The sequence below is a fragment of the Bradyrhizobium sp. SZCCT0231 genome (assembly GCF_018130245.1).
GTDB lineage: Bacteria > Pseudomonadota > Alphaproteobacteria > Rhizobiales > Xanthobacteraceae > Bradyrhizobium > Bradyrhizobium japonicum_F.
This window is the reverse complement of the sequence record NZ_JAFCKP010000002.1, coordinates 341,199-355,582: the sequence shown is the minus strand read 5'-3', so window position 1 is coordinate 355,582 and position 14,384 is coordinate 341,199. Positions and strand designations below refer to the sequence as shown.

The window sequence follows — 14,384 nt, the reverse complement described above, 5'->3', positions numbered from 1 at the left end:
CCAGGCCAAAAACGAAATGCGAAGCATTGGAGCCGCTTAAGCCGGCTGCCTGCGGATTGATCAACCCTTTCCTGCTCAAAGGCGGAGCAGATGCGTGAGCGGATGCGAATCTTTTCAGCGCGGAACAGATGCGTCTTGCTGATGTGGCGCGGCTGCGATTAAGTTGGCGCTCATGGCAAAGACGTCATCGAAGAAGAATTCAAGTTCACCGCACGCCGGTGCCGGCGACGACGAATCCGCGCGCGGGCGCCTGCTCAGTGCCGCGACGCATCTGTTCTGCAAGAACGGCATCAACGCCACCGGCATCGATGCGATCATCGAGGAAGCCGGCACCGCCAAGACCACGCTGTACAAATTGTTCGGCTCCAAGACCAATCTCGTCAACGCCGTGCTGGAGAGCGAAGGCAGGCAGTGGCGCGAATGGTTCATCGGCGCCATGGAGGCAGGCGGCGGCGATGCGCAGGCCAAACTCACGCGCATCTTCCCTGCACTGAAAAGCTGGTTCGCCGAGGAGCGCTTCTACGGCTGCCCCTTCATCAACGCCGTCGGCGAGCACGACAAGGACGCAAAGCAGTTCCGCAACATCGCGCTGAAGCACAAGAAGATCGTGCTCGGCCATATCGAGAAGCTCGCCGGCGAGCTCGGCTCCGCCGAGCCCGCAGTGCTGGCGCACCAGCTCGGCCTCATCATCGACGGCGCCATCGTCGCCGCGATGATCTCGCGCGATCCGGGCGTGGCCGATACGGCCGCGCTCACCGCCGGCCCCCTGCTCGGTCAGACGAAGGCAAAGAAGAAGCGCGCTGCGGATCAGCTGGAGGCGGTGTGACCGCGCCGGTCTCGTAGCCCGCATGCAGCGAAGCGAAATGCGGGGACACTGTCCCGGACTACGCTCCGCTCCATCCGGATCTACGAAGATTTCGTAGGGTGGGCAAAGGCGCAAAGCGCCGTGCCCACCACTTCTGCCTCAGCTCTTGATGAACGACATGGTGGGCACGCTTCCGCCTTCTCTTCGAGCTACGGCGGACAAGCCGCTTTGCCCACCCGACGACTGACGACGCCTGGAGCGATCGAGGCCTCGCCTCCAGCGGTATCCATCCGTTCGGGTCCCCGGCTGCCCGCCCTCGCAAGCATTCTTCCGTACGACCCTGGACCCGCCAATTCACCTTGCAGCAAGCACGATCGGTGGTCGTTGCTCCTTTTAACAGCCCGTTAGGTGCGGTCGCCTTTTAACTGTCCCGAAGGGGATGCTCCGCACATGCAACCGGGGACGGAAGTCTACAGCCAGCCGACCTGGCGCCTGACGCGCTGGCTGGCCGATGCCGGGCCGGGCGCGCCCGACGACATCCGTGCCGCGCTGATTGCCCAGCTCCACGGATCCTTGCCGGTATTTGCCGCCGGCGCCGTCAACACCATTGCGGTGGCCACGGTGATCGCGTTGCGACAGCCGACGGCGTTGTTCGTCGCCTGGCTCATCGCCGAACTCGCGATCTGCACAGCCCGCCTTGTCGTGCTGATCATCGCGCACCGTGCGGCCCGCGCCCATCGCAAGACTCCGACTGACCTGCACCTCGTGCTGGCCGTCGCCTGGAGCTGCAGCGTCGGCTTTGGCGCGGTCGCGAGCATCGTCAGCGGCGACTGGGTCGTTGCGATGCTGGCGTGCCTGTCGGCAGCCGCAATGGTTGGCGGCATCTGTTTCCGCAATTTTGGCGCCCCGCGGCTTGCCGGGACCATGATCCTCTGCAGCCTCGGCCCCATCGTTCCCGGCGTGGCCCTCGCGCACGAGCCGATGCTCTACGTCGTGTTTCTGCAGGTGCCGATGTATCTCGCCGCGATGACGGCCGCGGCCTTCCGCCTCAACCGGATGCTGATCGCCACCATGCGCGCCGAGCGCGAAAACAGCCATCGCGCCCATCACGACGCGCTCACGGGCCTGCTCAATCGCGCCGGCTTCGTCGAGGCGCTGGGCACGAGGCTTGCCGCGCCCGCCGATCGCCGGTTCGCGGTGATGTTCTTCGATCTCGACAATTTCAAGCCGATCAACGACACGTTCGGACACGCGGCGGGCGACGACGTGCTGAAAGCGGTGGCCGCGCGCGTGCGCCGGGTGTTCCCCGACGGCACGGTGGTTGCGCGGATGGGCGGCGACGAATTCGTCGTGCTGCTCGACGGCGTCACTCCTGAGACGGCGCAGGAGATGGGACACCGCCTCATCGCCGAGGTCGCCGCCTCCTACGAGCTCGGCGGCGAGCTGCGCGCCAGCGTTGGCGCCAGTGTCGGCATTGCGATGTCGCCGGATCACGGTGCCGACGTCGCCGAATTGCTCGCCGTCGCCGATGCCGCGCTCTACGAGGCGAAGTCGGGCGGCAAATCGCGCTGCTGCCTCGCCTCGGTCGAAACCAACCTCGCGGCCTTGCGCCGGCTGCAACAGAACGGCCCGAAAGGCCCGATCGCAGGCGTGGCCTGATGCGGAATTTGTAGGGTGGGTTAGCCCCGCGGATTGCGCGAAGCGCAAACCGCGGGGCTAACCCACCACTTCTGTTTCCGCGGATACGAAAGCGGTGGGTCACGCCTTGCGGACTGCGCTTCGCGCGGCTAACCCACCCTACGAGAGCTGCGCCCCACGAGACCTACGCGCCCTGCGCCATCATCCCCTGCAGCCGCACCAGCTCCGCCTCGAGATCGCGCTCCACATCCGCCGCGCGAATGTCGAGCACCCGATAATCCCGCGCCTCCAGCCACGCCCGACGCGAGGCGCGGTCTGCCGCAATCGCTTCCCCCTCGCCCGGGTTGACCAGCTCGATCGCGATCCGGTGCGGGAACGAGACGAAGTCGGGGATGTGGCGGCCGACCGGGGTCTGGCGCTTGAACTGGCCGGCAAAGCGGCGGTCGCGGGTCAGCGCCTGCCAAAGCAGGCGCTCGGCGTCGGTCGGGTTGCGGCGGAGCAGGCGGGCGAGGCCGCGCACCGTGGAGCCGCTGTCGGGCACGCCGCCGCCCTGGCCGTGCTCGGCCAGCAGCGCGCGCAGGCGTGTCGCCTGCTCGCCGTCGAGCACGCCGCCCTTGGCCGGGCCCTTGCGCCCTTCCGCGATCGCCATGATCACCCCGTGCAGGGTGTGCATGTCCTGCTTGGTCGGCTCCATCCGGCTGAAGATGTTGCGCAGGTTGACCAGCATGGTGTCGCGCTTCTCGGCCGGGCGCAGGAATTCGACCTTGTCGAGCTCGCGCACGAGGTTGTCGAAGAAGGCCTGCATCTGATGCTGCGAGGCGCGCTCGGAGCGCTCCGGCATGGCGTGCGGCAGCGCGCCTGAGGTCGCCAGCTTGAACCATTCATAGCCGATCAGCAGCACGGCCTGGGCAAGGTTGAGCGAGGCGAAGCCCGGATTGACCGGGAAGGTGATGATGCGGTTGGAGAGCCCGACCTCCTCGTTGGTCAGGCCCCAGCGCTCGCGGCCGAACAGGATGCCGCACCTGCCGCCGGTGGCGACGTGCCCGGCGATCTCGCTAACTGCGGCCTCCGGCCCGACCACGGGCTTGGCCTGGTCGTGGGGGCGAGCGGTGGCGGCGAACAGCAGGTCGAGGTCGGCGACCGCCTCTTCCACCGTGCCAAACAATTCGACCTTTTCCAGAATATGGTCGGCGCCGGCGGCGGCCCGCTGGGCCGCGATGTTGGGCCAGCCGTCCCGGGGGTTGACGATGCGCAAGGCGTCAAGCGCGAAATTGCCCATGGCGCGCGCGGCCATGCCGATGTTCTCGCCCAGCTGCGGCTCGACCAGGATGACGATGGGACCGTCGAGGGAAAGGCCCGTCTTGCTCTTGTCAGTCCCCGACATCTCGCTTCGCTTTCACACTGTCTCTCAAGGCCTTGGCAAGGCCGCCTTAGGAATTGATTCAAGCCGGCCTTTTCGAGTGGGTCCTGGGCCGGCCGGCCCCGCCCGCCTGTCGTTTGCCTGTCCTGACGAAATTCTCAAGGGAAATAACGGGTTGGATTCGACTTTTGAATCTCTTCTGAAGCCTCACCCCAGCCCCCGGGCGCCGCTCCCCATCTGGGGAAGCTGGATGAGCTAAAAGTGCATAATCCCTTGGCTTTCGCCCGCTGCTATCAGGTGCTAAGAGGCGGCGGATATTCCCGTGGCGCACCATCAGCGCCGTTCCCAAGAGGCTTCCCCGATCATGGCAAAAATCAAGGTATCCAATCCCGTCGTCGAGCTCGATGGCGACGAGATGACCCGGATCATCTGGCAGTACATCAAGGACAAGCTGATCAACCCGTTCCTGGATGTCGAGCTGATGTATTTCGACCTGGGCATGGAGTACCGCGACCACACCAACGATCAGGTCACCATCGACGCCGCCGAGGCGATCAAGAAGGTCGGCGTCGGCGTCAAGTGCGCCACCATCACCCCCGATGAAGCCCGGGTGAAGGAGTTCAACCTCAAGCAGATGTGGAAGTCGCCGAACGGCACCATCCGCAACATCCTCGGCGGCTGCATCTTCCGCGAGCCGATCATCTGCAAGAACGTGCCGCGCCTTGTTCCCGGCTGGACCAAGCCGATCATCATCGGCCGCCACGCCTATGGCGACCAGTACCGCGCCACCGACATCAAGTTCCCGGGCAAGGGCACCCTCTCGCTGAAGTTCGTCGGCGAGGACGGCACCGTGATCGAGAAGGAAGTGTTCAAGGCCCCCGGCGCCGGCGTCGCCATGGAGATGTACAATCTCGACGACTCCATCATCGATTTCGCCCGCGCCTCCTTCAACTACGGTCTGCTGCGCAACTACCCGGTCTACCTGTCGACCAAGAACACCATCCTCAAGGTCTATGACGGCCGCTTCAAGGACATCTTCCAGGAGATCTTCGACAAGGAGTTCAAGAAGGAATTCGACGCCAAGGGCCTGACCTACGAGCACCGCCTGATCGACGACATGGTGGCCTCGGCGCTGAAATGGTCCGGCGGCTATGTCTGGGCCTGCAAGAACTACGACGGCGACGTGCAGTCCGACACGGTCGCGCAGGGCTACGGCTCGCTCGGCCTGATGACCTCGGTGCTGCTCACCCCCGACGGCAAGACCGTCGAGGCCGAAGCTGCCCACGGCACGGTGACCCGCCACTACCGCGAGCACCAGAAGGGCAAGGAGACCTCGACCAACTCGATCGCGTCGATCTTCGCCTGGACCCGTGGCCTCGCCCACCGCGCCAAGCTCGACAACAATGCCGAGCTCGCCAAGTTCGCGAATACGCTGGAGAAGGTCTGCGTCGACACCGTCGAGGCCGGCTACATGACCAAGGACCTCGCGCTCCTGGTCGGCGCCGACCAGCGCTGGCTCTCGACCACCGGATTCCTCGACAAGGTCGCCGAGAACCTGACCAAGGAACTGGCGGCGTAAGCCTCCGATATCTCGCCCCGACTGGGCCAGACATCATCACGGGCCGTGCTCAAAGCGCGGCCCGTTTACTTTTCAGGCCACTCAGCCCGCTCCGCCTTCCTTCTCCGCCTGCGCCAGCTCGGCGAGCGCGAGATCGCCGCTGTCGGCGAGCCGCGCCTTCGCTGTCGTATGGACGTGCTCGGCGAGTGTCGGCATGCGCGCGATCAGGGCGTGGAAATCCTGGGCGTCGAGCACGAGCAGCCGCGTTTTTCGGGTCGCCGTCACCGTGCCGCTGCGCTTGGTCTTGTGCAGCAGCGCGATCTCGCCGAAGAAGGTGCCGTCGGCAAGGCGCACATGCTGGCTCGGTAGCGCGATCTCGACCTCACCGGCAGTGATGAAATACATCGACGAGGCGGCATCGCCCCGTCGCACCAGGATCTCGCCCTGCTCGACGGTGCGGGCCCGCAGGAGGCGCATGATGTCGGCGATCTCGGACGCGGACAGATGCGAGAACAGCGGCACCCGCGCCAGCATGCCCCAGGTGACGACGAAATCGCGCCGCCTCACCTCTTCCGCAAACGCGGTCGAGATGATCGCGACCGGCAGCGCGATCATGGCAAAGCCGGCGACAATGGCGAAGGTGGAGACGAACTTGCCGAGCGGCGTCACCGGCACGACGTCGCCATAGCCCACGGTGCCGAGCGTGACGATCGCCCACCACATCGCCTGTGGAATGGTGCCGAGCTTGTCCGGCTGCACGTCGCGCTCGATGGCATAGAGCAGCGAGGCGAAGGTGAGGACCACGCCGATCAGGATGACGATGCAGCCGATCAGGGCGCGCCGCTCGGCATGCACGGCGGCGAGCAGCGAGCGCATCGCCGGCGAATAGCGGATCAGCTTGAAGAACGGCAGCACGCCGAGCGCTGCCAGCGTCGCGTGCCGGCCGGTGGCGAGCACTATGGCCGCGGGCAGGAACGCCATGAGATCGATGATGCCGAGCGCCGAGAAGGCATAGCCCAGCCGGTCGGACAGCGCCGATCCTTTGCGCTGGGTGTGCCCCGCCACGGTCCATAGCCGCGCGGCATATTCCAGCGCGAATACGATCACGGACAGGATGGAGATGCCTGCGAACAGCGTGCCGAACTGCGCGTCGAGCTCCGGCACCGAGGCGAGGATCATCGCGGCCACGTTGAGCACGATGACGCCGATGATGATCTGGATGAAGCGCGACCCGGCCGAATAGGCCAGCGGATCGTGCTCCAGCAATTCGTACAGGCGATCCCTCAGCTCGGGATCGCGAAGCCCACGTCCTCGCCGAACGGGGCACATGATCGCTAAGCGCCTGCCATCGCTTTTTCGATCGCCGACAGCGCCGCCGCCGCCTTGGCGCCGTCAGGGCCGCCGGCCTGGGCCATGTCGGGCCGGCCGCCGCCGCCCTTGCCGCCGAGCGCCTCGGAGGCGATGCGCACGAGGTTCACGGCGTTGAAGCGCGCGGTGAGGTCCTGCGTCACGCCGACCACGACACCCGCCTTGCCGTCCTCGGTGACGCCGACGATGGCGACGACGCCCGAGCCGATCTGCTTCTTGCCGTCGTCGGCGAGGCTCTTGAGATCCTTCATCTCGATACCTTCCACGGCACGCGCCATCAGCTTGACGTCGCCGACCTCGCGCACCGCGCTCGCTGCACCATTGCTGCCGGCAGCCGCGCCGCCGCCCATCGCCAGCTTCTTGCGCGCGTCGGAGACTTCGCGCTCGAGCTTCTTGCGCTCCTCCATCAGCGCGGCGATCCGCGCCGGGACGTCGTCGATCGAGGTGCGCAGCTCGTTCGCCGCGGTCTTCGCCAGCGCCATGGTCTCGTTGGCGTGCTTGCGCGCATAGTTGCCGGTCAGCGCCTCGATGCGGCGCACGCCGGAGGCGACCGCGCTCTCGCTCGTCAACGTGATCAGGCCGATATCGCCGGTGCGCCTCACATGGGTGCCGCCGCAGAGCTCGACCGACCAGCCGAGCGTGTTGGCGCCGCGCTCGCGCGCGGTCCTGCCCATCGAGACGACGCGGACCTCGTCGCCATATTTCTCGCCGAACAGCGCGCGCGCCCCCGCCTCACGGGCCTCGTCGACGCCCATGATACGCGTCGTGACCTCGTCGTTCTCCAGCACCACGTCGTTGGCGATGTCCTCGACGCGGGCGAGTTCCTCGGCCGTGATCGGCTTCGGATGCACGAAGTCGAAGCGCAGGCGGTCGGGCGCGACCAGCGAGCCGCGCTGGGCGATGTGGTCGCCGAGCACCTGGCGTAGCGCCTCGTGGATCAGATGCGTCGCCGAGTGATGCGCGCGGATCGAGGAGCGGCGCGAATGATCGACCTCGAGCTGCAGCGCAGCGCCGAGCTTCAGCTCCCCGCTCTCCACCGTGCCGATGTGGACGAAGAGATCGCCGAGCTTCTTCTGCGTATCGGTGACGCGGACCTTGATGCCGCCCTCACCCGTCAGCACGCCGGTGTCGCCGACCTGGCCGCCGGACTCCGCATAGAACGGCGTCTGGTTCAGCAGAAGCGCGCCCGTCTCGCCGGCCTTGAGGCTGGCGACTTCCTGGCCATCCCTCACCAGCGCGGAGACAACGCCCTCGGCGCTCTCGGTCTCGTAGCCCAGGAATTCGGTGGCCCCGAGCTTCTCACGCAGCGGGAACCAGATCGCCTCGGAAGCAGCCTCACCAGAGCCCTTCCAGGACTCGCGCGCCTTGGCCTTCTGGCGCTCCATCGCGTCGGTGAACGCCGCCTGGTCGACGCCGATGCCGCGCGACTTCAGCGCGTCCTGCGTCAGGTCGAGCGGGAAGCCGTAGGTGTCGTAGAGCGTGAAGGCGACGTCGCCGTCGAACATGTCGCCCTTCTGCAAGGACGCGCTCTTCTCGTCGAGGATGGCCAAGCCGCGCGACAGCGTCTTGCGGAAGCGGGTCTCTTCCAGCCGCAGCGTCTCCTCGATCAGCTTCTCCGCGCGCATCAGCTCGGGGTAGGCCTGGCCCATCTCGCGCACCAGCGCCCAGACCAGGCGGTGCATCAAGGGCTCCTTGGCGCCGAGCAGCTGCGCGTGGCGCATCGCGCGGCGCATGATCCGGCGCAGCACGTAGCCGCGGCCCTCGTTCGAGGGCAGCACGCCGTCAGAGACGAGGAACGCCGAGGAACGCAAATGGTCGGCGATGACGCGGAACGAGGCCACGGTCTGCTCGTTCGGCCCGGTGCCGAGTGCAGAGGCGGTCGCGTCGATCAGGTTGCGGAACAGGTCGGTCTCGAACACGCTCTCGACGCCCTGGAGGATGCAGGCCATGCGCTCCAGGCCCATGCCGGTGTCGATCGAGGGACGCGGCAGATCCACGCGCTCCTCCTTCGTCACCTGCTCGTATTGCATGAACACGAGATTCCAGAATTCGAGGAAGCGGTCGCCGTCCTCTTCCGGCGAGCCCGGAGGCCCGCCCCAGATGTGCTCGCCGCGGTCGATGAAGATCTCCGAGCACGGGCCGCACGGGCCGGTGTCGCCCATCGCCCAGAAATTGTCCGAGGTCGGGATGCGGATGATGCGGTCCTCGGAGAAGCCCGCGATCTTCTTCCACAGGCCCGCCGCCTCGTCGTCGGTGTGATAGACGGTGACGAGCAGCTTGTCCTTCTTCAGCCCGAACTCTTTGGTGATCAGCTTCCAGGCGAGCTCGATCGCGCGCTCCTTGAAGTAATCGCCGAACGAGAAATTGCCGAGCATCTCGAAGAAGGTGAGATGGCGCGCGGTGTAGCCGACATTGTCGAGGTCGTTGTGCTTGCCGCCGGCGCGCACGCATTTCTGCGAGGTGGTGGCGCGCTGATAGGGCCGCTTCTCGACCCCGGTGAAGACGTTCTTGAACTGCACCATGCCGGCATTGGTGAACATCAACGTCGGATCGTTGCGCGGCACGAGTGGCGAGGACGGCACGATCTCGTGGCCGTTCTCGGCAAAGAAGTTCAGAAAGGTCGACCTGATCTCGTTGACGCCGCTCATGTTCATCCAATCGGGTATGCTTGGGCCCGCTTCTCGCCGTCCAAACCGGACGTTAAGGCTGATATCTGCGGGCCAAAGCGCTTTTAGACAAGGCCAGCTTCGCTGTCCAGAAACTGTGCAGAGAGATCAGAGGGTTGCCGCAGGCGCGCAATCCCGTTGAAAGCGACAGAAGTCGCGTTGACAGGCTTGGCCGCCCTGTGGTCTCTACCCATCTGTATCGTACGGCCACGTCGGGAGAGACCGGCTTTAGGCAGCCGGCGCCGAAGGAGCAACCGCCCCGGAAACTCTCAGGCAAAAGGACCGCGTGGCTTTGACAGCATCTGGAAAGAGGCGCCGACGGGCTTAAGGCCCGGACTGCGTCCGCCGACGGGATAATACTCTCAGGCACAGCGACAGATGGGGCTTCGACTGGTGTCCATCGGGGAATCCTCCCCGGGGAACCGCCGAGGGCCCCTGTGATGCTAGCGCACGACCAAGACTCCCTGAAACGCACGCCCCTCCACAGCCTCCATGTCTCCCTGGGCGGCAAGATGGTGCCGTTCGCGGGCTATGACATGCCCGTGCAGTACCCCGCGGGCGTCCTGAAGGAGCACCTCCATACCCGGGCCGCCGCCGGCCTGTTCGACGTCTCCCATATGGGCCAGATCGCGCTTCGGCCGAAATCCGGCAAGCTCGAGGACGCCGCCCGCGCGCTGGAACGGCTGGTGCCGCAGGATATCGTGGCGATCGCCCAGGGGCGACAGCGCTATGCCCAATTCACCAATTCGGACGGCGGCATTCTCGACGACCTGATGGTCGCCAATTTCGGCGATCATCTGTTCCTGGTCGTCAACGCCGCCTGCAAGGAACAGGACGAGGCGCATCTGCGCGCGAACCTATCCGACGACTGCATCATCGAGCAGCTCGCCGACCGCGCGCTGATCGCGCTGCAGGGCCCGAAGGCCGAAGCGGTGCTGGCGAAATTCTGTGCAGAGGCGCCGGCCATGACATTCATGGACGCCGGCCCGCATGAGGTCGCCGGCATCAAGTGCTTCGTCTCGCGCTCCGGCTACACCGGCGAGGACGGCTTTGAGATCTCGGTTCCGGTTGGCGATGCCGAGCGCCTCGCCAGGATGCTGCTGGACAATCCGGACGTGCTGCCGATCGGCTTAGGGGCCCGCGACAGCCTGCGGCTGGAAGCCGGGCTTTGCCTGTACGGCCACGACATCGACACCGCCACCACGCCGGTCGAGGCCGCGCTGGAATGGTCGGTGCAGAAAAGCCGCCGTACTGGCGGCGCCCGTGCCGGCGGTTTCCCCGGCGCCGGGAAGATCCTTGCTCATTTCGATAACGGCGCATCCCGCCGCCGCGTCGGCCTGCGCGCCGAAGGCCGCGCGCCGGTGCGCGAGGGCGCACTGCTGTTTGCCGATAGTGCGGGCGGCGAGCCGATCGGAAAGGTCACCTCGGGCGGTTTCGGCCCGAGCCTGAGCGCGCCGGTCGCGATGGGCTACGTACCCGTGAGCCTCGCCGCGCTCGGCACAAAGCTCTTCGCAGAGGTGCGCGGCCAGCGCTTAGCCGTGCAGGTCGCCGCCATGCCCTTCGTGAAAAACACCTACAAACGCTGAGGACAAGACAATGACCACCACGCTGTACACTTCCGACCATGAATGGCTCGCCATCGACGGCGATACCGCCACGGTCGGCATCACCGACTACGCACAGCAGCAGCTCGGCGACGTCGTGTTCGTCGAATTGCCCAAGGTCGGCCGCAGCTTGAAAAAGGCGGAAGCCGCAGCGGTCGTGGAATCGGTGAAAGCCGCTTCCGACGTCTACGCACCAATTTCAGGCGAGGTGCTCGAGGCGAACGATGCGCTCACCGCCGAGCCGGCGCTGGTCAATTCGGATGCGCAGGGCAAGGCGTGGTTCTTCAAGATCAAGGTGGCCGACAGAAGCGAGCTCGGCGGCCTCATGGATGAAGCCGCCTACAAGGCGCATACGGCGTGAGATGACGAGAACGGCCGCCCCATACTCGGTGTCATCACCCGCGAAGGCGGGTGATCCAGTACGCCGCGGCCCATCGGCCCTAGCCGAAACGCCTGCGTTTACTGGATGCCCCGCCTTCGCGGGGCATGACAGCGAAATCTAAAGCGAGGACCCATGATGACCGCGCACCGCAAGTCCAACAGCGACACCGCCAGCTCTTTCCTCCGCCGCCACATCGGCCCCTCGGCGCGCGACGTCACCGCAATGCTGGAGACCGTCGGCGCGAAAAGCGTCGACGCGCTGATGGCGGAGACGCTGCCGGCTTCGATCCGGCAGGCCGCCCCGCCCGATCTCGGCAAGCCGCTCAGCGAGACCGAGGCGATCGCGCATATGGCCGAGCTCGCAGCCCAGAACCAGGTCTTCACGTCGCTGATCGGACAGGGCTATTCCGGCACCATCCTGCCCGCGGTGATCCAGCGCAACATTTTGGAGAACCCGGCCTGGTACACGGCGTACACGCCCTATCAGCCCGAGATCAGCCAGGGCCGGCTGGAAGCGCTGTTCAACTTCCAGACCATGATCTGCGACCTCACCGGGCTCGACGTCGCCAACGCCTCGCTGCTGGATGAGGCGACCGCGGCGGCCGAAGCCATGGCGCTCGCCGAGCGGCACTCGCAGGTGAAGGCAAAAGCCTTCTTCGTCGACAAGGAGGTGCATCCGCAGACGCTGGCGGTGATGCGCACCCGCGCCGAGCCGCTGGGGTGGACTCTGGTCGTCGGCGATCCCCTCACCGATCTCGACAAATCAGACGTGCTCGGCGCGCTGCTGCAATATCCTGGAACCTCCGGCGCGTTGCGCGACCTCAGGCCCGCGATTGCGGCGCTGAAGGCCAAGGGCGCGCTCGCGATCGTTGCCGCCGACCTGCTGGCGCTGACGCTGCTCGCCTCGCCCGGCGAGCTCGGTGCCGACATCGCCATCGGCTCGGCGCAGCGCTTTGGCGTGCCGATGGGCTATGGCGGACCGCATGCGGCCTATATGGCGGTGCGCGATGCGCTGAAGCGCTCGCTGCCCGGCCGCATCGTCGGCCTCTCCGTCGATTCGCGCGGGATGCCGGCCTATCGCCTCGCGCTGCAGACCCGCGAGCAGCATATCCGCCGCGAGAAGGCGACCTCCAACATCTGCACCGCGCAGGTGCTGCTCGCCGTGATCGCTTCGATGTACGCGGTCTATCACGGCCCCGAGGGCCTGGCGCAAATCGCGCGCAACGTGCATCGCCGCACCGCGGTGCTCGCGGCCGGCCTGCGCAAGCTCGGCTTTGCGCCGCAATCCGACAGCTTCTTCGATACGGTGACAGTCGATGCCGGCGCCAAGCGCGACGAGATCGTCGCGCGCGCGACCGCCGAGAAGATCAATCTCGGCCTTGGCGATGGCACCTTGCGCATCGCGCTCGACGAGACCACGACGCCCGCGACCGTGGAAGCGGTCTGGCGCGCCTTCGGCGGCACGCTCGCCTATGCCGAGATCGATGCAGCGACGCGCGAGGCGCTGCCGGATAGCTTGAAGCGCACGACTGCGTTCCTGACGCATCCCGTGTTCCACGCGCATCGCTCGGAGACCGAGATGCTGCGCTACATGCGCAAGCTCAGTGACCGCGACCTCGCGCTCGACCGCGCCATGATCCCGCTGGGCTCCTGCACCATGAAGCTGAACGCGACCACCGAGATGATGCCGCTGACCTGGCCGGAATTCGCCTCGCTGCATCCCTTCGTCCCGCGCGAGCAGGCCAAGGGCTATCACGCGCTGTTCGCACGGCTGGAAAAATGGCTGTGCGACATCACCGGCTACGACGCCATCTCGCTGCAGCCGAACTCCGGCGCGCAAGGAGAATATGCCGGCCTGCTCGCGATCCGCGGCTATCACGCGGCGCGTGGGGAAAGCCATCGCAAGATCTGCCTGATCCCCTCCTCCGCCCACGGCACCAACCCGGCCTCGGCTGCGATGGTCGGCATGGAGGTGGTGGTGGTCGCCTGCGAGAAGAACGGCGACGTCGACGTCAATGATCTCCGCGCCAAGGCGGAGAAGCATTCGAACGATCTCGCCGCGGTCATGATCACCTATCCCTCGACCCACGGCGTGTTCGAGGAGCACATCAGCGAGATCTGCGACATCGTGCACGGCCATGGCGGCCAGGTGTATCTCGACGGCGCCAACCTCAATGCGCAGGTCGGCCTTAGCAGGCCCGGCGATTACGGCGCCGACGTCAGCCATCTCAACCTGCACAAGACCTTCTGCATCCCGCATGGCGGCGGCGGCCCCGGCATGGGCCCGATCGGCGTCAAGGCGCATTTGGCGCCGTTCCTGCCGGGTCATCCCGCAACACAAGCGGATGCACCGGTCGGACCGGTCTCCGCCGCGCCTTTCGGCTCGGCCTCGATCCTCACCATCTCCTACATCTACATTTTGATGATGGGCGGTGAAGGATTGAAGCGCGCCACCGAGATCGCGATCCTCAACGCCAACTACATCGCAGCGCGCCTCGATCCGCATTTCCCGGTGCTCTACAAGAACGCCAGGGGCCGCGTCGCGCATGAGTGCATCGTCGATCCCCGTCCGCTGAAGACGACGAGCGGCGTCACCGTCGACGACATCGCCAAACGCCTGATCGATTACGGCTTCCACGCGCCGACCATGAGCTTCCCGGTGCCGGGCACGCTGATGATCGAGCCGACCGAGTCCGAATCGAAGGCGGAGCTGGATCGTTTTTGCGATGCCATGATCGCGATCCGCAAGGAGATCGGCGAGGTCGAGGCCGGCCGCTTCAAGATCGAAGCCTCGCCGCTGCGTCACGCCCCGCACACCGTGCACGACATCGCCGATGACGATTGGAAGCGCGCCTACACCCGCAGCGAAGGCTGCTTCCCCGACGGCGTCTCGCGCACCGACAAATACTGGAGCCCGGTCGGCCGTGTCGACAACGTCTATGGCGACCGCAATTTGGTGTGCTCCTGCCCGCCGGTGAGCGATTACGCGGAAGCCGCGGAGTAA

Annotated in this window: 9 protein-coding genes and 1 riboswitch; of the genes, 6 read left to right on the top strand and 3 right to left on the bottom strand. The window is 66.1% G+C overall.

Going from position 1 to position 14,384, the window contains the following annotated elements; genetic code table 11:
- Positions 1-172: 172 nt before the first annotated feature.
- Together JQ566_RS09020 and JQ566_RS09015 are read left to right on the top strand one after the other, a co-directional pair.
- Positions 173-826, top strand: coding sequence for a TetR/AcrR family transcriptional regulator (locus JQ566_RS09020; protein ID WP_212371890.1), 654 nt, complete (start codon positions 173-175; stop codon positions 824-826).
- 429 nt (positions 827-1,255) lie between these two features.
- Positions 1,256-2,464: a GGDEF domain-containing protein gene (locus JQ566_RS09015; RefSeq protein WP_212371889.1), complete on the top strand. Its 1,209-nt coding sequence runs from the start codon at positions 1,256-1,258 to the stop codon at positions 2,462-2,464.
- 163 nt (positions 2,465-2,627) lie between these two features.
- Here JQ566_RS09015 and JQ566_RS09010 read toward each other — a convergent pair whose 3' ends face one another.
- Positions 2,628-3,827: a TrmJ/YjtD family RNA methyltransferase gene (locus JQ566_RS09010; protein ID WP_212371888.1), complete on the bottom strand. Its 1,200-nt coding sequence runs from the start codon at positions 3,825-3,827 to the stop codon at positions 2,628-2,630.
- Positions 3,828-4,167: 340 nt separating this feature from the next.
- On the opposite strand from JQ566_RS09010, the gene JQ566_RS09005 reads away from it, so the two are divergent.
- Positions 4,168-5,382 (top strand): NADP-dependent isocitrate dehydrogenase, encoded by a 1,215-nt coding sequence (locus JQ566_RS09005; RefSeq protein WP_212371887.1) that lies wholly within the window; start codon positions 4,168-4,170, stop codon positions 5,380-5,382.
- Between the two features lie 81 nt (positions 5,383-5,463).
- Here the strand turns inward: JQ566_RS09005 and JQ566_RS09000 are convergent, their stop codons facing one another.
- On the bottom strand, positions 5,464-6,690 hold the full coding sequence (locus tag JQ566_RS09000) for a cyclic nucleotide-gated ion channel (protein WP_212371886.1): 1,227 nt from the start codon (positions 6,688-6,690) through the stop codon (positions 5,464-5,466).
- Positions 6,691-6,695: 5 nt separating this feature from the next.
- On the bottom strand, positions 6,696-9,377 hold the full coding sequence (gene alaS, locus JQ566_RS08995; RefSeq protein ID WP_212371885.1) for an alanine--tRNA ligase: 2,682 nt from the start codon (positions 9,375-9,377) through the stop codon (positions 6,696-6,698).
- A 221-nt stretch (positions 9,378-9,598) separates the two neighbouring features.
- Positions 9,599-9,689, top strand: a riboswitch (glycine riboswitch).
- Between the two features lie 146 nt (positions 9,690-9,835).
- Between alaS and gcvT the strand changes: the two genes are divergently transcribed.
- The 3 genes from gcvT (at position 9,836) to gcvP (ending at position 14,384) form a co-directional block, all read left to right on the top strand.
- Complete coding sequence (gcvT, locus tag JQ566_RS08990) at positions 9,836-10,981, top strand: glycine cleavage system aminomethyltransferase GcvT (protein ID WP_212372135.1); 1,146 nt, start codon at positions 9,836-9,838, stop codon at positions 10,979-10,981.
- A gap of 10 nt (positions 10,982-10,991) precedes the next feature.
- Positions 10,992-11,360, top strand: a complete 369-nt coding sequence (gene gcvH / locus JQ566_RS08985; RefSeq protein WP_212371884.1) for a glycine cleavage system protein GcvH — start codon at positions 10,992-10,994, stop codon at positions 11,358-11,360.
- Between the two features lie 156 nt (positions 11,361-11,516).
- Positions 11,517-14,384: an aminomethyl-transferring glycine dehydrogenase gene (gene gcvP / locus JQ566_RS08980; RefSeq protein WP_212372134.1), complete on the top strand. Its 2,868-nt coding sequence runs from the start codon at positions 11,517-11,519 to the stop codon at positions 14,382-14,384.

What these genes read in the sequence shown, in the direction of transcription:
- JQ566_RS09000 (WP_212371886.1), bottom strand. Translation starts at nt 6,690, where the DNA reads ATGTGCCCCGTTCGGCGAGGACGTGGGCTTCGCGATCCCGAGCTGAGG.
- alaS (WP_212371885.1), bottom strand. Translation starts at nt 9,377, where the DNA reads ATGAGCGGCGTCAACGAGATCAGGTCGACCTTTCTGAACTTCTTTGCC.
- gcvT (WP_212372135.1), top strand. Translation starts at nt 9,836, where the DNA reads ATGCTAGCGCACGACCAAGACTCCCTGAAACGCACGCCCCTCCACAGC.
- JQ566_RS09015 (WP_212371889.1), top strand. Translation starts at nt 1,256, where the DNA reads ATGCAACCGGGGACGGAAGTCTACAGCCAGCCGACCTGGCGCCTGACG.
- gcvP (WP_212372134.1), top strand. Translation starts at nt 11,517, where the DNA reads ATGACCGCGCACCGCAAGTCCAACAGCGACACCGCCAGCTCTTTCCTC.
- JQ566_RS09020 (WP_212371890.1), top strand. Translation starts at nt 173, where the DNA reads ATGGCAAAGACGTCATCGAAGAAGAATTCAAGTTCACCGCACGCCGGT.
- JQ566_RS09005 (WP_212371887.1), top strand. Translation starts at nt 4,168, where the DNA reads ATGGCAAAAATCAAGGTATCCAATCCCGTCGTCGAGCTCGATGGCGAC.
- JQ566_RS09010 (WP_212371888.1), bottom strand. Translation starts at nt 3,827, where the DNA reads ATGTCGGGGACTGACAAGAGCAAGACGGGCCTTTCCCTCGACGGTCCC.
- gcvH (WP_212371884.1), top strand. Translation starts at nt 10,992, where the DNA reads ATGACCACCACGCTGTACACTTCCGACCATGAATGGCTCGCCATCGAC.